At 70.9% G+C, this 17,931-nt stretch carries 16 protein-coding genes; 9 read left to right on the top strand and 7 right to left on the bottom strand.

The annotated features are described in order from the left end of the window. The first annotated feature begins 87 nt into the window (after nucleotides 1–87). The 3 genes from CCN37_RS00635 to CCN37_RS00625 are packed head-to-tail and all read left to right on the top strand — an operon-like array spanning nucleotide 88 to nucleotide 2,959. Nucleotides 88–1,218 (top strand): ABC transporter ATP-binding protein, encoded by a 1,131-nt coding sequence (locus tag CCN37_RS00635; protein WP_086818615.1) that lies wholly within the window; start codon nucleotides 88–90, stop codon nucleotides 1,216–1,218. Continuing rightward, entirely contained in the window at nucleotides 1,215–1,976 is a 762-nt protein-coding gene (locus CCN37_RS00630) for an ABC transporter permease (protein WP_086818614.1), read from the top strand. The genes CCN37_RS00635 and CCN37_RS00630 overlap by 4 nt, the downstream gene beginning before the upstream one ends. Continuing rightward, entirely contained in the window at nucleotides 1,973–2,959 is a 987-nt protein-coding gene (locus CCN37_RS00625) for a glycine betaine ABC transporter substrate-binding protein (protein ID WP_086818613.1), read from the top strand. Before CCN37_RS00630 ends, CCN37_RS00625 begins: the two co-directional genes overlap by 4 nt. Here the strand turns inward: CCN37_RS00625 and CCN37_RS00620 are convergent. Beyond that, entirely contained in the window at nucleotides 2,956–3,399 is a 444-nt protein-coding gene (locus CCN37_RS00620) for a DUF6474 family protein (protein WP_086818612.1), read from the bottom strand. The two genes, CCN37_RS00625 and CCN37_RS00620, sit on opposite strands and share 4 nt — an antisense overlap. Before the next feature lie 139 nt (nucleotides 3,400–3,538). On the opposite strand from CCN37_RS00620, the gene CCN37_RS00615 reads away from it, so the two are divergent. Next, nucleotides 3,539–5,179: a TM0106 family RecB-like putative nuclease gene (locus tag CCN37_RS00615; RefSeq protein ID WP_086818611.1), complete on the top strand. Its 1,641-nt coding sequence runs from the start codon at nucleotides 3,539–3,541 to the stop codon at nucleotides 5,177–5,179. Between the two features lie 7 nt (nucleotides 5,180–5,186). On the opposite strand, the gene CCN37_RS00610 is transcribed toward CCN37_RS00615, so the two are convergent. Next, nucleotides 5,187–5,945, bottom strand: coding sequence for an SDR family NAD(P)-dependent oxidoreductase (locus CCN37_RS00610; protein ID WP_086818610.1), 759 nt, complete (start codon nucleotides 5,943–5,945; stop codon nucleotides 5,187–5,189). 289 nt (nucleotides 5,946–6,234) lie between these two features. Beyond that, nucleotides 6,235–7,161, bottom strand: a complete 927-nt coding sequence (locus CCN37_RS00605; RefSeq protein WP_371503564.1) for an aldo/keto reductase — start codon at nucleotides 7,159–7,161, stop codon at nucleotides 6,235–6,237. Nucleotides 7,162–7,338: 177 nt separating this feature from the next. Here CCN37_RS00605 and CCN37_RS00600 point away from each other — a divergent pair, with 177 nt between their 5' ends. From CCN37_RS00600 to CCN37_RS00585, 4 genes are all read left to right on the top strand, one after another. Then, entirely contained in the window at nucleotides 7,339–8,637 is a 1,299-nt protein-coding gene (locus CCN37_RS00600) for a UDP-glucose/GDP-mannose dehydrogenase family protein (RefSeq protein WP_086818624.1), read from the top strand. A 40-nt stretch (nucleotides 8,638–8,677) separates the two neighbouring features. Beyond that, nucleotides 8,678–9,115 carry a DoxX family membrane protein gene (locus CCN37_RS00595; protein ID WP_086818623.1) on the top strand — a complete coding sequence of 146 codons (438 nt, stop codon included), beginning with the start codon at nucleotides 8,678–8,680 and terminating at the stop codon, nucleotides 9,113–9,115. Between the two features lie 48 nt (nucleotides 9,116–9,163). After that, nucleotides 9,164–10,951, top strand: a complete 1,788-nt coding sequence (locus CCN37_RS00590; protein ID WP_086818608.1) for a gamma-glutamyltransferase family protein — start codon at nucleotides 9,164–9,166, stop codon at nucleotides 10,949–10,951. A 96-nt stretch (nucleotides 10,952–11,047) separates the two neighbouring features. Continuing rightward, the gene (locus tag CCN37_RS00585) at nucleotides 11,048–11,335 is read left to right on the top strand and encodes a hypothetical protein (protein ID WP_143261344.1); all 288 of its coding nucleotides are present in this window, start codon (nucleotides 11,048–11,050) and stop codon (nucleotides 11,333–11,335) included. A gap of 56 nt (nucleotides 11,336–11,391) precedes the next feature. Here the strand turns inward: CCN37_RS00585 and CCN37_RS00580 are convergent, their stop codons facing one another. The 4 genes from CCN37_RS00580 to CCN37_RS40660 all read right to left on the bottom strand — a co-directional run bounded on the left by CCN37_RS00580 (nucleotide 11,392) and on the right by CCN37_RS40660 (nucleotide 15,306). After that, complete coding sequence (locus CCN37_RS00580; protein WP_086818606.1) at nucleotides 11,392–12,819, bottom strand: alpha-amylase family protein; 1,428 nt, start codon at nucleotides 12,817–12,819, stop codon at nucleotides 11,392–11,394. Between the two features lie 89 nt (nucleotides 12,820–12,908). After that, nucleotides 12,909–13,571 carry a response regulator transcription factor gene (locus CCN37_RS00575; protein ID WP_086818605.1) on the bottom strand — a complete coding sequence of 221 codons (663 nt, stop codon included), beginning with the start codon at nucleotides 13,569–13,571 and terminating at the stop codon, nucleotides 12,909–12,911. After that, nucleotides 13,568–14,983: an ATP-binding protein gene (locus CCN37_RS00570; protein ID WP_086818604.1), complete on the bottom strand. Its 1,416-nt coding sequence runs from the start codon at nucleotides 14,981–14,983 to the stop codon at nucleotides 13,568–13,570. Before CCN37_RS00570 ends, CCN37_RS00575 begins: the two co-directional genes overlap by 4 nt. Next, the gene (locus CCN37_RS40660) at nucleotides 14,980–15,306 is read right to left on the bottom strand and encodes a hypothetical protein (RefSeq protein WP_143261342.1); all 327 of its coding nucleotides are present in this window, start codon (nucleotides 15,304–15,306) and stop codon (nucleotides 14,980–14,982) included. Before CCN37_RS40660 ends, CCN37_RS00570 begins: the two co-directional genes overlap by 4 nt. Before the next feature lie 120 nt (nucleotides 15,307–15,426). Here CCN37_RS40660 and CCN37_RS00560 point away from each other — a divergent pair, with 120 nt between their 5' ends. Beyond that, entirely contained in the window at nucleotides 15,427–17,772 is a 2,346-nt protein-coding gene (locus tag CCN37_RS00560) for a transketolase C-terminal domain-containing protein (protein WP_246842738.1), read from the top strand. The last annotated feature ends 159 nt before the right edge of the window (nucleotides 17,773–17,931 follow it).

The raw sequence follows: 17,931 nt of genomic DNA, 5'->3' as shown, positions 1-17,931 counted from the left end.
CGGAACCCTCGGTGTGATCGTGCTGGCCCTGGTGATCGACGGGCTGTGGGTGCTCGTCGGTCGACTGACCACCCCGAGGGGGATTCGGTGAACGGCAAGACCGGTGTGGAGATCCACCTCGACAACGTCAGCAAGCGCTACCCGGGGCAGAAGAGCGCCGCGGTGGACGAGGTCACCATGACCATCCCGGCGGGGGAGACGGTGGTCTTCGTCGGCCCCTCCGGCTGCGGCAAGACCACCACGATGAAGATGATCAACCGGCTGATCGAGCCGAGCGGCGGGCGGATCACCATCGGCGGGGACGACGCGCTCAAGCTCGACCCGGACCAGCTGCGGCGGCGGATCGGCTACGCGATCCAGCAGGCTGGCCTGTTCCCGCACATGACCGTCGGGCAGAACGTCGGCGTGGTCCCCGGGCTGGTCGGCTGGGACAAGAACAAGATCGCCGACCGGGTCGAGGAGATGCTGGACCTGGTGGGACTGGAGCCAGCTGAGTTCCGGGACCGCTACCCGCGCCAGCTCTCCGGCGGCCAGCAACAGCGCGTCGGCGTGGCCAGGGCGCTCGCGGCCGATCCGCCGGTGCTGCTGATGGACGAGCCCTTCGGCGCGGTCGACCCGATCACCAGGGGCAACCTCCAGGACCAGCTGCTGCGCCTGCAGTCCGAGCTGGGCAAGACGATCGTGTTCGTCACCCACGACTTCGACGAGGCCGTGAAGCTGGGCGACCGGATCGCCGTGCTCGGCGACCGCTCGAAGATCCTCCAGTACGACACCCCGGACGCGATCCTGGCCAACCCGGCCGACGACACCGTCGCCGGATTCGTCGGCGCGGGCGCCTCGTTGAAGCAGCTCACGCTGTTGCGGGTGCGCGACGTCGAGCACGGCGACGTGCCGACCGCGACCGTCGACGACTCGCCGGAGCAGCTGCGCGAGCGCGTCGGCAAGGGCAGCGGGCTGCTGCTCGACGCGCGCCGCAGGCCGCTGCGGTGGGTGTCCGCGCGCGACCTCGGGCCGGGGAAGTCCCTGCGCACGGCAGGGCGTCCGGTCGAGGACAGCGTGTCCGAGGCGTCGACCTTGCAGGACGCGCTCGAAGCGATCCTCACCGACGACGACGGCCAGGCGGTCGTGGTCGGTACCCGTGGCGAGTACGTCGGCGTGGTGGACATCGACACGGTGATGACCACGATCCGCCAGCTCCGAGAGGAGGCCAGGGCGTGACCGCGCCGACCGCCGAGCCCGGTTCGCGCCGGGCCGAGCGGATCAGGCTCTTCGCCCAGCCGCTGATCGTGCTCGGCATCGTCGCCGTGGTGCTGGCGTGGGCGTTCGGCAGCGACCTCGACGAGATCGAGAAGCGCAGCATCAACGCCTCCACGATCCTCTCGCTCACCTGGCAGCACGTGGAGATCACCGCCGTGGTGACCGCGCTCGTGCTGGTGGTGGCGGTGCCGCTCGGCGTGGTGCTGACCCGCCGCTGGGCGAAGCCGCTCGCGCCGCTGGTGCTCGGCATCGCCAACATCGGCCAGGCCGCGCCCGCCGTCGGCCTGCTGGTGCTGTTCTTCCTGGCCACCGGGTGGACCGGGTTCTGGGTGGTGGTCCTGCCGACCGCGCTCTACGCGCTGCTGCCGGTGCTGCGCAACACGATGGTCGGCCTCCAGCAGGTCGATCCCTCGCTCGTCGAAGCGGGCCGGGGCATCGGCATGTCCGGCTTCTCCGTGCTGCGGCGCATCGAGTTCCCGCTCGCCGTGCCGTTCGTGCTGGCCGGTCTGCGCACGGCGCTCGTGCTCGCGGTCGGGGTGGCGACGCTGGCGATGCTCGTCGACGGCGGCGGGCTCGGCGTGATGATCGACACCGGCTACAAGCTGCGGCGCACGTCGGTCCTGGTGGTCGGCGCGGTGCTCGCGGTCGCGTTGGCCCTGCTCGTGGACTGGCTCGGCGCGTTGGCGGAACAACTGCTCGGACCGAGGGGGCTGCGATGAAGAAGCTTGTCGCTGTACTGGCAAGTGTGGCGCTGCTGTCGGGCTGCGGGCTGTCGGCCGGGTCGTCGGTGCCGCTGGAGGTCAAGCCCGGCAGCATCCGGCCGATCCCGCAGCTGCGGGACGTGGAGATCACGGTCGGCTCCAAGGACTTCAGCGAGCAGATCATCCTGGGCTACCTCGCGGAGTTCGCGTTGACCGCGGCGGGCGCGAAGGTCCGCGACCTGACCAACATCTCCGGCTCCAACTCGCAGCGGGACGCGTTGACCAGCGGGCAGATCGACCTGGTGTGGGAGTACACCGGCACCTCGTGGATCAGCTACCTCGGCAACACCGACGCGATCCCGGACGCCGCCGCGCAGTTCGAGGCCGTGCGCAAGGCCGACCTGGAGAAGAACAAGGTCGTCTGGGTGAACATGGCGCCGCTGGACAACACCTACGCCTTCGCCATGACCAAGCAGAACGCGCAGCGCCTCGGCATCAGGACCACCTCGGACATCGCCAGGCTGGCCAAGGAGAACCCGGCGGAGGCGACCTTCTGCGTCGAGACCGAGTTCGCCAACCGCAACGACGGGTTCCCCGGGCTGCAGGAGACCTACGGGTTCTCCGTGAAGAAGGACAGCGTGCGGACCCTGGCCACCGGTGCGATCTACCCGGCGATGACCGAGAGCAAGATCTGCAACTTCGGCGAGGTGTTCACCACCGACGGGCGCATCCTCGCGCTCGACCTGGCCGTCGTCGAGGACGACAAGCGGTTCTTCCCGCGCTACAACGCCGCGCTGAACATCCGCCAGGAGCTGCACGAGAAGCACCCGGAGATCGCCGAGGTGATCAAGCCGATCGCCGACCGCCTGACCAACGACGTGATGATCAGGCTCAACGCCAAGGTGGACGTCGAGGGCAAGGACCCCGCGGACGTGGCGCGGAACTGGCTGGTCGAGCAGGGCTTCGTCACGCTGACCGGGCCCGTGGTGACGCGCGGCTAGCTGACCCCGAAGCGGCGCAGCAGCTCCGCTTCCATCCGGTCCAGCTCCGCCGCGACGCTCTGGTGGGCCGCCTTGCGACGTGCCGTCGGCATGCGCTCGGCGGCCCGCACGGCTGAGGCGAGCTGGACCAGCCGCTGCTCGCTGTCCGCGGCGAACTCGTCCGCCTCGGGCGTCGAGCGACCGCTCGTGCGCAGGTCCCCGATCGCGTTGCCGACGCCGACCAGGCGCGCGTGCAGCGCGCCGCCCTTGCCGGAGAACTGGGCGAGGCTGTCCACCGGGACGCCGAGCTTGCGCGCCCGCATCTGGTCGTAGCGCTCGCGCGCCACCGACGCGGCCTTCAGCGCGATCGGCGCGAGCACCGGGATCAGCACCTTGCCGACGCCGATCAGGTTCTTCGTGTTGCTGGCCGTGAGCTTGGGAACTCGCCGCTTGCGCGCCATCCTGCCGTCACCTCCGCGATCTCCTGGCCACACTATGGCGCAGCGGCCCGCACGGCAGCGCAACGCGCTGGCCAACGATTGGTGATCGATGTCGGAGTACCTGCGACCGGTCTTCGGCAGGACACCTACCCTGGGGTATGTGAGTTCTCAGGTGTTGCTGGACGCGGGGGTGGTGAACCGCTGCCGACGTCGCGTGCACCTGGAACACGACCCGAACATGGCGGACGTGCCGAAGGCGCCGACGGACCCGGCCGGTGCCCAGCGGATGGCCGACGCCCAGGCGCACCGCAGGACGGTCGCCGACCGGCTCGCGCGGGGCCTCGGAGCGCAGTGGGCGGAGGTGCCCGCGGGGGAGTCCGCCGCCGACCGTGAACGCGTCACCCTCGCGCTGCTCTCCGCTGGTGCGCCCTACGTGTGGGGTGGACTGCTGCCCGCTGACCCGCTCGGCGGCCGTCGCGGCGGGGTCGAACTGCTGGTGCGCAGTCCCTACGGCGGCTACGTGCCGCTGATCGTGGTGCGGCACAAGGTCTCCGACCCCGGCTCCGGCGCGCGGACCTCGCCGCTGAGCCTGCCCTACCCGGGCGGCGCGCGCTCCGACCCGCTGCGCAAGGTCCGCCCGCAGCCCCGTGACCAGCTGAGGTTGGCGCACGCGACGCGGCTGTTGCAGGCGAGTGGTTTCGCCGCGACGGGGCGGGCGACCGGCGGCGTGATCGGGATGGACGCCGACGTGGTGCTCTGGCACGACCTCGACGCGCCGACCTGGCCCAACGGCCGCACTGCGCTCTCGGAGTACGACGCGCGCTTCGCTGACCGGCTCGCCGTCGCGCGGGCGGCGCGCGCGGGGGCGGACCCGCTCGCCAGGCCCTCGCGGATCGTGGAGTGCCGGACGTGCCCGTGGTGGCAGACCTGCGAGTCGCAGCTGCGCGACACCCGCGACGTCAGCCTGGTGGTGCGCGGTGAGGACGCGACGGCACTGCGCGGCGTCGGAGTGTCCACTGTGGACAAGCTGGCCGAGCTCGATCCGCGCGCGGAGCCGCCGGTTCCCCTGGTGGGCATGCCGTTCGAGGACTCCGTGCTGCTGGCCCGCGCGTGGCTGCGGGGGATGAACCTGGTGCGCCGCGTCGAGCGGATCGACGTGCCGCGCGCCGACGTCGAGGTCGACGTGGACATGGAGAGCTTCGGCGACTCCGGCGCCTACCTGTGGGGCTGCTGGCTCTCCGGCGCGGACGTCGACGAGGGGCAGGGCTACCGCGCCTTCGCGACCTGGGAGCCGCTGCCGACCGAGGACGAGGGCCGCTCGTTCGGCGAGTTCTGGACCTGGCTGACCGGCATCCGGGTGCGGGCCCGCGCGCGCGGGTTGAGCTTCCGCGCCTACTGCTACAACGAGCTGGCGGAGAACCGGTGGATGCTCTCCAGCGCGGAGCGCTTCGCCGGGCAGCCCGGAGTGCCGACGGTCGCCGAGGTCAAGTCGTTCATCCGCTCCGGCCAGTGGGTCGACCTGTTCGGCATCGTGCGCGACCAGTTCCTGTGCGCCAACGGCAAGGGCCTCAAGACGATCGCGCCCGCGGCGGGCTTCCACTGGCGGGACCCCGAGGCGGGCGGCGAGAACTCCATGCGCTGGTACCGCGACGCGGTCGGGCTCGACGGCGACGAGCCCCAGCCCGACCAGCGGCGGCGGCTGCTGGAGTACAACGAGGACGACGTGATGGCCACGTGGACGCTGCGCGGCTGGATGAGCTCCGAGGGCGCCCACGAACTCCCGTTCGCGGGCGACCTCTGATGCGTCTCTAGCGCGGCGCCATCCGCAGGGCGCCGTCCATCCGGATGACCTCGCCGTTGAGGTAGTCGTGCTCGACGATCATCGCGGCGAGCTTGGCGTACTCCTCCGGCTCGGCGAGGCGCTTCGGGAACGGCACACCGGCGGCGAGGCCCTCACGGAACTTCTCGTCGACACCGGCCAGCATCGGGGTGTTGACCAGGCCGGGGGCGATGGTCATCACGCGGATGCCCTTGTTGGACAGGTCGCGCGCGGCGGGCACGGTCATGCCGACGACGCCGCCCTTGGACGCGGAGTAGGCGATCTGCCCGATCTGGCCCTCGAAGGCCGCGACCGACGCGGTGTTGATGATGACGCCGCGGTGGCCGCCCGCCAGCTCCTCGGTGGTGGCGATCGCGGCTGCGGTCAGGCGCATCACGTTGAACGTGCCGACCAGGTTGATCTCCACGACCTTGCGGAAGAGGTCGTAGTCGTGGGCCTCGCCCGCCTTGTTCAGGATGCGGCCGGCCCAGCCGACGCCCGCGCAGTTCACCACCACGCGCAGCGGGCCGGCGGCGCTGGCCTGCTCGATGGCGGCCTGCACCTGCTCGGCGTTGGTGACGTCGGCCTCGACGTAGGTGACGCCGTCCACCTGGTCGGCGGTCTTGATGGAGTTCTCCAGGTCAAGCGCGAACACGCGCGCTCCCTTGGCGGCGAGGGCGCGGCTCGTGGCCGCCCCGAGGCCGGAAGCACCACCGGTGACGATCGCAGCGGTGTCGGTGATCTGCATGCCTGTCCTCTCAGCGTCGAGAAGGCGGCCCGAGCTGCCGCCCGCGCTGTGAGGCTACGGGGTCCAAGCGAGCGCTTGGGAGGTGAGTTGGCTTACCGTCGGCGGGCTTCCACGGTGTGCATCACGGCGACCAGCGGCAGAGCCGCCAGCAGCGCGAGCCCACCGAGGAGGGCGAGGATTCCGAGAAGCTCCATGGAGAAATCCTGACGGTCCGCACGCTGCGTGAGCATCGGCCATGTGGCCAGTGGTGATCAGCGAACGGGCGACGTGCTCCGCTACCGAGAGTCACTCAGCGGCGGCCGGGCGGGCAGATCCGGTCGATCTCCTGGAGGTCCTCGGCGTTCGGCCGCCAGCGGGAGCCCTCGGCGTTGCCCTTGATCTGATCCGCGCTGGTCGCGCCCGCCATCACCGACGCCACCGAGGGCTGGTGGGCCAGCCAGCCGACGGCGAGGTCGATCATGGAGATCCCGCGCTCCTTGGCGAACTCGCGCAACGCGTCGATGCGCTCCCACGGCGCGTCGGAGAGCAGCCGCTCCCTGCCGACGAGGCGGCTGCCCGCGGGTGGCTCGGCATCGCGCTGGTACTTGCCGGTGAGCAGGCCGTTGGCCAGCGGGAAGTACGGCAGCAGCCCGAGCCCGAAGCGGGTGCAGGCGGGGATCACGTCGCGCTCGGCCTCGCGCTCCAGCAGCGAGTAGTGGTTCTGCGCGGAGATCGGCGCGACGTGGTTGGTGGTCTTCGCCGTCCACGCGGCGTCGGCGATCTGCCAGCCCGCCAGGTTGCAGTGCCCGACGTAGCGGACCTTGCCGGAGCTGATCAGGTCGTCCGCCGCGGCCAGCGTCTCCTCGACCGGGGTCGCGGGATCGGGCCGGTGCAGCTGGTAGAGGTCGATCCAGTCGGTGTTGAGCCTGCGCAGCGAGGACTCCACGGCCCTGGTGATGTAGCGCCGCGATGCCCGCGCGCCGAAGTCGGGGCCGTTGGTGCCCTGCATGTCCATGCCGAACTTGGTGGCGATCACCGCGTGCTCGCGGACCCCGGTCAGCGCCTGCCCGAGCAGGTCCTCGCTGCGGCCGCGCGGCGCACCGTAGACGTCGGCGACGTCGAAGAAGGTCACGCCGGACTCCAGCGCCGCGTTGACCACCTCGCGGGTGCCCGCCAGCGACTCCGTTGGCGTGCCGGGCCGGCCCAGGTTGTTGCACCCGAGGCCGACGGCACTCACGACGAGGCCCGAATTACCCAGACGACGCTGCTCCACAAGCCGGAGACCCTAATGCCCGGTTACCGCTCAGTCACTCCCAGTTGCTCAAGAATTGGCCGGTTGGCGATGCGTCCGTGCACGATGCCAGGATGCCAGGGCTGTGGTCCTGTCTTCCCTGGCCGCCTCGGGGGTGGTGTGGTGTTCGCCCGTCGTATCGCCGTTGTCGGCTCCGGCTATGTCGGACTGACGACGGGCGCGTGCCTTGCCTCGCTCGGGCATCGCGTGATCTGCGCGGATGTCGACCCGGACAAGGTGGACCGGCTGTCGGCGGGCCGGGTCTCCATCCTGGAGCCGGGGCTGAGCGAGCTGGTCGCGGAAGGTCTCGCGGCGGGTCGGCTGGAGTTCGTGCTCGGTGCGAGCAAGGCCGTGCTGGACGCCGAGGTCGTCTTCATGTGCGTGCCGACCCCGATGGGCGTCGGCGGCGCTGCCGACCTGGTCGCCGTGGAGTCGGTGATCTCCGAGGTGCGCGACCTGCTGCCCGCCGGCTGCGTGGTGGTGAACAAGTCGACCGTGCCCGTCGGCACCGCCGAGCGCATGCACCAGCTGCTGAACCGCCCGGACATCGCCGTGGTGAGCAATCCGGAGTTCCTCCGCGAGGGCAGCGCGGTGCACGACTTCCTCAACCCCGACCGGATCGTGGTCGGCTCCAGCGCCCAGGACGCGGCCGAGCGGGTCGCGGCGCTCTACGCGCGGCTCGGCGCGCCGACCGTGCTCACCGACGCGCCCAGCGCCGAGCTGGTCAAGTACGCGGCGAACTGCTTCCTCGCGATGAAGCTGTCCTACGTCAACGCGATCGCCGAGCTGTCCGAGCGGCTGGGCGCCAACGTCGCCGACGTCACCGAGGGCATCGGCTACGACCGGCGGATCGGCCAGGCGTTCCTCCAGCCCGGCCCGGGATGGGGCGGCTCCTGCCTGCCGAAGGACACGCACGCGCTGATCCAGGCCGCCGACGCGGTCGACTTCGACTTCATGCTGCTGCGCGCCACCATCGACACCAACACCCGCCAGCGGCAGCGCATCGTCACCAAGATCCGCGAGGCCTGCGGGGGTTCGCTGGACGGCGTGCGGCTCGGGCTGCTCGGGCTGACCTTCAAGGCGGGCACCGACGACCTCCGCGACTCACCCGCGCTCGCCGTCGCCGAGCTGCTGCGCGAAGAGGGCGCCGAGCTGACCGCCTACGACCCCGGTGTGGCGCACGCGGTGCCCGGTGTGACCGACACCGTGCGCGTGGTCGACGACGCGTACGAGGTGGCCAAGGGGGCGGCGGGCCTGGTGCTGCTGACCGAGTGGCCGGAGTTCCGAACGCTGGACTGGGCGCGGGTGGCCTCGCTGCTGGAAGGGCGGGTCGTCGTGGACACCCGCAACCACCTGGACCCGGACGTGCTGCGCCGCGCCGGGCTGAGCTGGCGCGGCGTGGGGATGCAGCCGGTGGACTAGTTCCATAACGGTGTTCTAAAACAGTGTTATGCTCTCGGGCATGGCACCGTTGATCGCGCTTTTCGCTGGTTGGGGTCTTGCTCGGGTGGTTGGACTGCTCGGGGTTGACGTGCTGGACGGGTGGCAGTCGGCGCTGCGGGTCGGCGTGGCGCTGATGTTCCTGCTGACGGGGTTCGCGCACTGGTCGAAGCTGCGCGCGGACATGATCGCGATGGTTCCGCCGTGGTTGCCGAAGCCGGGGTTGCTGGTCACGGTCACGGGAGTGCTGGAGATCGTGGGCGCGGTCGGCGTGCTCGTGCCGGTGACGGCTCGGGCGGCGGCGATCTGCCTCGCGGTGCTGCTGCTGGCGATGTTCCCGGCGAACGTCCACGCGGCGGTGAAGCGGCTGGACTTCGGTGGTCGGCCCGCGACGCCGCTGGTTCCGCGCACGGTGATGCAGGTGGTCTTCCTGGCGGCCTGCGTGGGCGCGGCGCTCTGAATCGATACGGTACTTAGCAAGTCTAACGACTTCGCCTAGGTTGGGAGCGTGTTCACGACCAGGCCCGAGCTCGTCGGGACGTACGGCATGGTGGCCTCCACGCACTGGCTCGCCTCGGCGGCGGGGATGGCGGTGCTGGAGGACGGCGGCAACGCCTTCGACGCGGCGGTCGCGGCGGGCTTCGTGCTCCAGGTGGTGGAGCCGCACCTCAACGGCCCCGGCGGCGAGGTGCCCGCGCTGTTCGCGACGGCGGGCTCGGACCGCGTCGAGGTCCTGTGCGGCCAGGGCGGCGCTCCGGCGGGCGCGAGCATTGAGCACTACCGCGATCAGGGGCTCGACCTCATCCCCGGCACCGGGCTGCTCGCGGCGACGGTTCCGGGCGCTTGGGACGGGTGGCTGACACTGCTGCGCGACCACGGAACGCGCTCGCTGCGCCAAGTCCTCGACTACGCGATCGGCTACGCGCGCGACGGCTTCCCGCTGCTCGACCGCGTGGGGACGACGATCGGCACGGTCGCCGAGCTGTTCACCGAGCACTGGCGCAGCTCTGCGGCGATGTGGCTGCGCGACGGCGCACCACCGGCCGCGGGCAGTCGTTTCACCAACCCCGTGCTGGCCGACGTGTGGGAGCGCCTGCTCGCTGAGGCTGAGGCGGTCAGCGGTCGCGAGGCGCAGATCGACGCCGCACGGCGCGCGTGGTCGCAGGGCTTCGTGGCGGAGGAGATCGACGCGTTCTGCCGAACCCCGGTGCGCGACGACTCCGGCGGTGATCACGCGGGAGTGCTGACGGCGCAGGACATCGCGAGCTGGCAGGCCTCCTACGAGGCGCCGCTGACGGTGGACCTCGCGGACGGCTGGGCGTTGCACAAGATCGGCCGGTGGAGCCAGGGGCCGACGCTCGCGCAGCAGCTGCGGCTGCTCGAAGGCCGCGATCTGTCCTATGTGGACGGTGTCGCGACGGCGGACACGGTGCACCAGGCGGTCGAGGCGACGAAGCTCGCGTTCGCCGACCGGGAGGCCTGGTACGGCGACGATCCCGGCGTGCCGATCGACGCGCTGGTGTCGCGGTCCTATGCGGCTTCCCGCGCATCGTTGATCGGCTCACGGGCGTCGTTGGAGCTGCGGCCCGGTTCGCCGGAGGGGCGGAGCGCGGCGCTTCCGTCCTATGTGGACTCAGGTCGAGCGGCTGAGCCGGTCAGCTCGGCAGCGGGTGTCGGTGAGCCGACGGTGTCGCGCACCGGCACCACGCGCGGCGACACCGTGCACGTCGACGTGGTGGACCGCTGGGGGAACATGGTGTCCGCGACGCCCTCCGGCGGCTGGCTCCAGTCCTCGCCGACGATCCCCGCGCTCGGGTTCTGCCTCGGCACGCGCGCGCAGATGTTCTGGCTGGACGAAGGCCTGCCGAACTCCCTCGCGCCCGGCAAGCGACCGCGCATCACGCTCAGCCCGTCCATGGCCAGCAGGAACGGCAAGCCGGTGCTCGCGTTCGGCACGCCCGGCGGCGACCAGCAGGACCAGTGGCAGCTGTGCTTCTGGTTGGCGCACACCGTCGGCGGGCTCAACCTCCAGGCCGCGATCGACTCGCCCGCCTGGCACTCCAACGCCGTGCCCAGTTCGTTCTACCCGCGCAACTGGACGCCGGGGGAGCTGGTCGTGGAGTCGCGGCTCGGCGCTGCCGCGATCGCTTCGCTGACCGAGCGCGGGCACCACGTCGTGGACGGCGGAGCCTGGTCGCTTGGCAGGATGTCGGCCGTGGCGCGCGATCCGGAGACCGGATTCCTCCGCGGCGCGGCCAATCCGCGCGGCAACCAGGGTTACGCGGCTGGTCGCTGACCGGTTCGGCCGCACCCGAATGGCGCGCGCGACTCGGAACGAGGAGCACTGGCCGCGCATCCCTCTGATGTCCTGGTTTCTCAGTTGGGAGTTGTGGTGAAGCACTTTCGTCGGGCAGCGCTGGCCGGAGTCGGACTGGCGGTCCTCGCGCCGCTGCTGACGGTCGCCCCCGCGTCGGCGGCCACGTCGGCACCGTCCTGCGTCACCTGGAAGAACAACCAGTGGAAGATGCGGATCGAGGTCACCAACCGCTGCAAGACCACGAGGAAGGTCAAGATCGTCGTGGCGTTCGGTCCTGACAGCGCGTGCTGGACCTACAAGCCCGGCCAGCGGCACGACCTCTACGGGCCGAGCGGTCGCGTGGACCGCCTCGAACTCTGCTGATCCGCACCGGCTCGTTCACCGCACCCCCAGTGCGGTGAACGAGCCGCTGTCGCTGATCAGCCCACGCGAGCGTTGGCGTGCAACGCGATCGCGTCGTGCGCGGCCACGTCAGCGCGGAACCAACCGCCACTGTCCACTGTGTACACGGGGCCGGAGCACTTGCCACCGGAGAAGTCCCCGTGGACCACGTCGCAGTACTTGCCAGCGGGCAGCGGGGTGTGGAACGAACGGCCGGTGACGGCTGAGCCCTCGTCGTTGAGCACGAGGTAGCCCTTGTCGCCGCGACCGAAGGTGATCAGGTCGTTCCCGTTGTCCCACCAGCTGTTCACGTTCGTGCCGCGCACCGCGTTGTGGAAGCCGATCATGTTGCCGATCACCTGCCACCGGTGCTCGCAGCGCCAACCGTCGGCGAAGCACGTGGTGTTCTTGGTGCGCCCGTTGGCATCACTGGGCGGACCCTGGTCGGTGTTGGCGAACTCGTAGGAGCTCATCACCTGCGGGGTGCCGTACGGCCACGCCAGCACGAACGCGTTGGCGAGCGCGTAGCGACCGCCGTCCTTGTGCGTCAGCACCGGGTGCCCGCGCTGCGTGTCGTGGTTGTCGGTGAACACCACGGCCTTGTTGCTGGGCAAGGAGGAGCCGAAGGTGCGCAGGGAGGACAGCTTCTCCTGGTTGAAGATCCGCGCGAGGTCGTAGCCGTAGGCGAACACCTTCACGTCGCCGTTGGGCAGGTACTCGTCCGGCAGGATCGGCTCACCGGCGGCGAAGGTCGTTTCCTGGAAGATGTAGGCCGGGCGGGAGAGCTTGGCCTTGATCGCGCCGATGTCGGCCGTGGCCATGTGCTTGGCCGCGTCGATGCGGAACCCGTCGACCCCGAGCGAGAGCAGGTCGTTGAGGTAGCCCGCGATGCGGTTGCGCACCGGCTCGCTCTCGGTCTTCAGGTCCGCGAGGTTGACCAGCTCGCAGTTCTGCACCTCGAAGCGGTCGAAGTAGTTCTTGATGTCGTCGTTGCCGTTGCGGCCGCAGTGGTGGAAGTCCTTGTCGGCGTAGATGCCGGGGTAGGAGTAGTGGTCGTAGGCGCTGCCCGCCCAGCCCTTGCCCGGTACGTCCTGGCCGGCCATGTGGTTGATCACGGTGTCGACGTAGACCTGCACGCCCGCCGACTTGCAGGAGCGGACCATCGAGGCGAACGCGGCGCGGTCACCCCGGCGGCTGTCGATCTTGTAGCTGACCGGCTGGTAGTCCTGCCACCACGGGCTGCCGAGGTCCGGCCGCACGACGTGCTCCTGCGGCGGGGACACGTGCACCGCGCCGACTCCGCGCGGGCCCAGAAATTCTTTGCACTCCTTGGCCACCGACGGCCAGTTCCACTGGAACAGCCTGACGATCACGTCCTTGCCGCCGGGTGGCGCGGCCGACGCCGTGACCGGCGCTAACAGGGTGGCCGCAAGCAGGGAAGAAGCGGCCAGAACGAGCTTTCGCATCGAGACCTCGCAGCACTGGGAGGGGGCGATCGCTCGATCATGCAGGGCAGTGCGGGGTTCAGGACAGAGCCTGCAAATATTTTCAAGAATTAGCGACCGAGGCGGTAGCCCATCCCGCGCACCGTGTCGATCCGTTCGGCCCCGACCTTCTTCCGCAGCGCCCGCACGTAGACGTCCACCACGTTCGAACCGGGGTCGAAGTCGTAGCCCCACACGTGCGACAGGATCTGCTCCCGCGCGAGCACCTGGCCGGGGTGCCGGAGGAACAGCTCCAGCAGCGCGAACTCCCGCGCGGTCAGGTCGACCACCTGGCCGGGCAGCTGGGCGCGGCGGCTGCGCAGATCGAGCGACAGGTCCTCGTGCCGCAGCACCGTCACCTCCGGCGCCCGCTCCGGACCGCGCAGCCGCAGCCGCACGCGCGCCAGCAGCTCCTCGAAGCGGAACGGCTTGGTCATGTAGTCGTCCGCGCCGCCCTCCAGGCCCGCGACCGTGTCGTGCACGGAGTCCCGCGCGGTCAGGATGATCACCGGCGCGGTCACCTTGGCCTCGCGCAGCGCGCGCAGCACGGAGAATCCGTCCCGGTCCGGCAGGCCGAGGTCGAGCACCACCAGGTCGAAGCCGCCGGTCACCGCGTAGTCGATCGCGGTCTCCCCGTCGCCGACCACGGTGGTGCTGAACCCGTTGGCGCGCAGGCCCTTCTCCACGAACGAGGCGATGCGCTGCTCGTCCTCGACGATCAGGACACGGCTCACTGCTGTTCTCCCGTCGCGGGCAGGTCGATGCGGAAGGTCGCGCCCCGCCCGGGTTCGGAGACGACCCCCGCAGTGCCGTGGTGCGCCTCGGCGATGGCCAGCACGATCGCCAGCCCCAGCCCGGCGCCCACCCGGTCCCGCCGTCCCGTCGCGCGGCCGAAGCGCTGGAAGATCTTCTCGTGCTCCTCCGCGCGGATTCCCGGCCCGGTGTCGGTGACCCAGAACGACACCCGCCCGTCGATCAACGCTGAGCCGATCCGGATCTCCGCACCGGGCTCGGTGTGCTGCACGGCGTTCTGCGCGAGCTGCACGACGGCCTGGGTGACGCGTTGCTCGTCCAGGCGCACCGTGCCCTCGCCCATCGCCTCCAGCACCCACCTGCGCTCGCCCAGCGCGCGGACCTTGGCGTCGATGTCGCTGGTCAGCTCGTGCAGCACCACCTCGTGCGGGTTCACGAAGTCCGGCCGCTCCGCCTTCGCCAGCAGCAGCAGGTCACCGACGATGCGGCTCATCCGGTCCAGTTCGTCGGTGCACAGCCGCACGACCTCGGCGCGCTCCGCCGGATCGTCACCCATGAGTTCGAGGTGGCCCTGGATGATCGTGATCGGCGTCCGCAGCTCGTGCCCGGCGTCGTCGAGGAAGCTGCGCTGCGTGCCGAAGGCGTGCTCGAGGCGGTCGAGCATCGCGTTGAACTGCTCGGCGAGCGCGGAGATGTCGTCCTTGCCGTGCACCGGGATGCGGCGGGAGAGGTCGTGCTCGGTGATCTCCGCGGCGGCCTGCCGCACGGTGCGCACCGGAGCCAGGATGCGCCCGGCAACGACCCACGCAACGCCTGCCGCGAGCACCAGGCCGAAACCGCTGACCAGCAACAGGATGTTGACGGTGGACAGCGCCGCCGCGCGCATCCCGCCCACGAAGTAGGCGGTGACGAAGTAGGACGGGGCGATCTGCTCGCCGGAGAGCCGGGTCTTCGCCCAGCGGATCGCGCCGCCCTCGGTCTCGGTGTCGCCGTAGCTCGCGGGCGCGTCGACGATCCGGCGGAACAGCGCCTCGTCGGAGCGCATGTCGTAGGCGGGGTTGCCCTCGACGCGGATGGTCATCCGCTCCGGCTGCACCACGACCCCGGCGTGCACCTCGTTGTTCTCCGGGTACTGCGTGGACAGGTGCGCGGCGAGCAGCCTCGTCGGATCGGAGATCGGCTCGCCCGTGCGCGGGTCCCTGCCCGCCGAGACGAAGTCGGCGAACTCGCGGACCTCCTGCTCCAAGCCGCGGTTGACCCGGTTGTCCACGTCGGTGAGCGAGAGCTGCCAGACCATCAGGACCACGACGCCCAGCACCGCGACCATCAGGCCCAGCAGCCAGCCCATGATCCGCACACGGGCGGGGACCCTGCGCGGGCGAGGCTCACTCATCGGCAGTCATCGTCGTCGTCCAGGTGGTCGTCGAGGTCGTCGGCGTCATCGGGGTCGTTCACGTCATCAAGATCATCGAGGTCGTCGTGGTCATCATCGTCGTCCTGGCAGAGCACGGGTGCGACCGGGGCGACCGGGGTGACCGGCGCGCCGGGCTGCGGCGGGGTGGCGTTCAGCAGACCGGGGACGGGCGCCAGCGGGGCCTCGCCGGAGATCGCGGGCGGAGCGGCGGGCTGGCTGGCAAAGGCGTAAACCCCGGCAGTGAGGCCGATCACTCCGGCGGCGACGAGGGACACGATGCCAACACGGGTCGAAGTAGTCATGTCAGCCACTCTGGGCTCTGACTTCGAAGCCACCGTGAGGCGAGGATGAGGGTCTCTTCATCTGCCGCCGGTGAGGTTCGTCGCTCCCGAAGGCCGTCGCCGTCGGATACCGTCCCGCCTGTGAGCAGCGTCGCCACCGAAACTGGCCTTGACCTCGACGTCCTTCGTTCCGTGGAGCGGAGGGTGTTGTGGCTGGCCACCTCGATCGTGCACCACGCGAACCACGTGCGCGGTGACTCCTCCGGCCTCAAGGTCGGCGGCCACCAGGCGTCGTCGGCGTCGATGGTCTCGTTGATGACCGCGCTCTGGTGCGGCTCGCTGACCAGCGAGGACCGCGTCAGCGTGAAGCCGCACGCCTCGCCGGTGCTGCACGCGCTCAACTACCTGCTCGGCGACCTGGACGCCTCGTACCTGCCGCGCCTGCGCGAGCTGGGCGGGTTGCAGTCCTACCCGTCGCGCACCAAGGACCCCGACACCGTCGACTTCTCCACCGGCTCGGTCGGCATCGGTGCCACCGCGACCATCTGGGCGGCGCTGGCTCGCCGGTACTGCGACGCGCACTTCGGCGGCGGGCGCTCCACCAGCCCGCGCGGCCGGATGATCGCCCTGGTCGGCGACGCGGAGCTGGACGAGGGCGCGGTCTGGGAGGCCGTGCACGACCCGCAGGTCGCCCAGCTCGGCGAGCTGCTGTGGGTGGTCGACCTCAACCGCCAGTCGCTGGACCGCGTCATCCCCGGCATCGCCTACGACCGGATGTCCGGAATGTTCGCAGCGGCCGGGTGGGAGGTCCTGACCTGCAAGTACGGCCCGCTGCTGACCTCGCTGTTCGAGGCGGACGGCGGCGAGCTGCTGCGCGCCCGGATCGACAGCATGCCCAACGCCGAGTACCAGCGGATGCTGCGCACGAGCGGGGACGAGCTGCGCGCGCGCCTCGTCGGTGAGCGCCCCGACCCCGCCTTCGGCCGCCTGTTGTCCACTGTGGACGACGCGGGGCTGACGGCGGCGCTGCGCGACCTCGGCGGGCACGACCTCGGCGGTCTGATGAACACCTTCGCCGGGGCCGACCCGACCCGGCCGACCGTCGTCTTCGCGTACACGGTGAAGGGGCGCGGCCTGCCCGTCGAGGGCCACCCGGCCAACCACTCCGCGCTGCTCAAGCCGGACCAGTACGCCTCGCTCGCCTCGTCGCTGGGCACCTCGGTCGAGGACCCGTGGCGCCTGTTCGACGTGGGCAGCGCCGAGGCCGGGCTGCTCTCCGCCGTGGCTTCGCGGCTGAAGCGCCCCGAGGTCCGCGCGGTCAGCCCGCTCTCCGTGCCGACCGAGGTCTCCCCGGCGCACAAGGGCACCTCCTCCAGCCAGGCCGCGTTCGGCCGCGTGCTGATGGACCTGCGGCGCAAGGCCCCCGAGGTGGCCGGGCGGGTCGTGACGATCTCGCCGGACGTCGCGTCCTCGACCAACCTCGCGGCGTGGCTGAACAAGGTCGGCGTCTTCACCGTCGACGGCGAGCGCCCGCCGAAGAACTGGTTCTCCGACGACCCGGAGACCCGCATCCACTGGGACGAGGCCGCGGTCGGCCAACACGTGGAGCTGGGCATCGCCGAGGTGAACCTGGTCGGCGCGCTCGGTGAGTTCGGCGCGACGTGGAGCCGGTGGGGCGAGACGCTGATCCCGATCGGCACGATCTACGACCCGTTCGTCAACCGCGCGCTGGAGCCGTGGACCTTCGGCATCTACGCGGGCGGTCAGTCGATCCTGCTGGGCACCCCGTCCGGCGTGACGCTGGCCCCCGAGGGTGGCGCGCACCAGAGCATCACCACGCCGTCGGTCGGCCTGGAGCACCCCGGCGTGATCGCCTACGAGCCCGCGTTCGCCGCCGACCTGGAGTGGACGCTGCTGCACGCGATGAGCTTCGTCGGCAAGCCCGGCGGCTGCTCCGCGTACTTCCGGCTGTCCACGCGCCCGGTCGACCAGGCGCTCGCGGCGGTGCCCGCGTCGGCTTCGGAGAAGGAGCAGCGGCGTCGGCACGCGGTCGCCGGTGGCTACCGCCTGGTGTCCCCGTCGTCGCCCGACGTGGTGATCGCCGCGATGGGCGCGATGGTGCCCGAGGCGTTGGCAGCGGCTTCGGATCTGGCTTCGGAGGGCGTCTCGGCGGCGGTCGTCGTGGTGACGAGCGCGGACCTGCTGTTCCGGGCGACCCGGTCCAAGTCGGGCCTGTCGACCGGTGGTCCGGCCTCGCTCGTGGACGAGTCGATCCTCGACGCGCTGTTCGCCGAGGACGTGCCGCTGGTGACCGTGCTCGACGGGCACCCGCACACGCTCGCCTTCCTCGGCACGGTGCGCGGGGTCCCCACGACCACGCTCGGCGTCACCGACTTCGGCCAGTCGTCCTCGCTCGGCGACGCCCACCGCCTGCACGGGATCGACGCCGCCGCCATCCGCGCGGCGGCCCACGACCTCGTCGACTGAGCCCGGTCCGCGGGCTGTGGACAACTCGCTCAGCCTGTGGATAACTTCGCTCGCCTGTGGGCGCGACGTGAGAAAATGAGTGTTAGGGGGTCCCCGGCGCGAAGGGGACCCCTGCCTCTGTGTGCGGGATCGTGCGGGACTGCGGGGCGCTGACCTGGG

Source organism: Allokutzneria sp. NRRL B-24872 (assembly GCF_002155965.1).
GTDB lineage: Bacteria > Actinomycetota > Actinomycetes > Mycobacteriales > Pseudonocardiaceae > Allokutzneria.
Note: the sequence above shows the minus strand (reverse complement) of the source record. Positions and strands in the feature narration are given on the sequence as shown.

Coding starts and splice junctions, on each gene's coding strand:
- CCN37_RS00625 (WP_086818613.1), top strand. CDS start 1,973: ATGAAGAAGCTTGTCGCTGTACTGGCAAGTGTGGCGCTGCTGTCGGGC.
- CCN37_RS00620 (WP_086818612.1), bottom strand. CDS start 3,399: ATGGCGCGCAAGCGGCGAGTTCCCAAGCTCACGGCCAGCAACACGAAG.
- CCN37_RS00610 (WP_086818610.1), bottom strand. CDS start 5,945: ATGCAGATCACCGACACCGCTGCGATCGTCACCGGTGGTGCTTCCGGC.
- CCN37_RS00595 (WP_086818623.1), top strand. CDS start 8,678: ATGGCACCGTTGATCGCGCTTTTCGCTGGTTGGGGTCTTGCTCGGGTG.
- CCN37_RS00580 (WP_086818606.1), bottom strand. CDS start 12,819: ATGCGAAAGCTCGTTCTGGCCGCTTCTTCCCTGCTTGCGGCCACCCTG.
- CCN37_RS00570 (WP_086818604.1), bottom strand. CDS start 14,983: ATGAGTGAGCCTCGCCCGCGCAGGGTCCCCGCCCGTGTGCGGATCATG.
- CCN37_RS40660 (WP_143261342.1), bottom strand. CDS start 15,306: ATGACTACTTCGACCCGTGTTGGCATCGTGTCCCTCGTCGCCGCCGGA.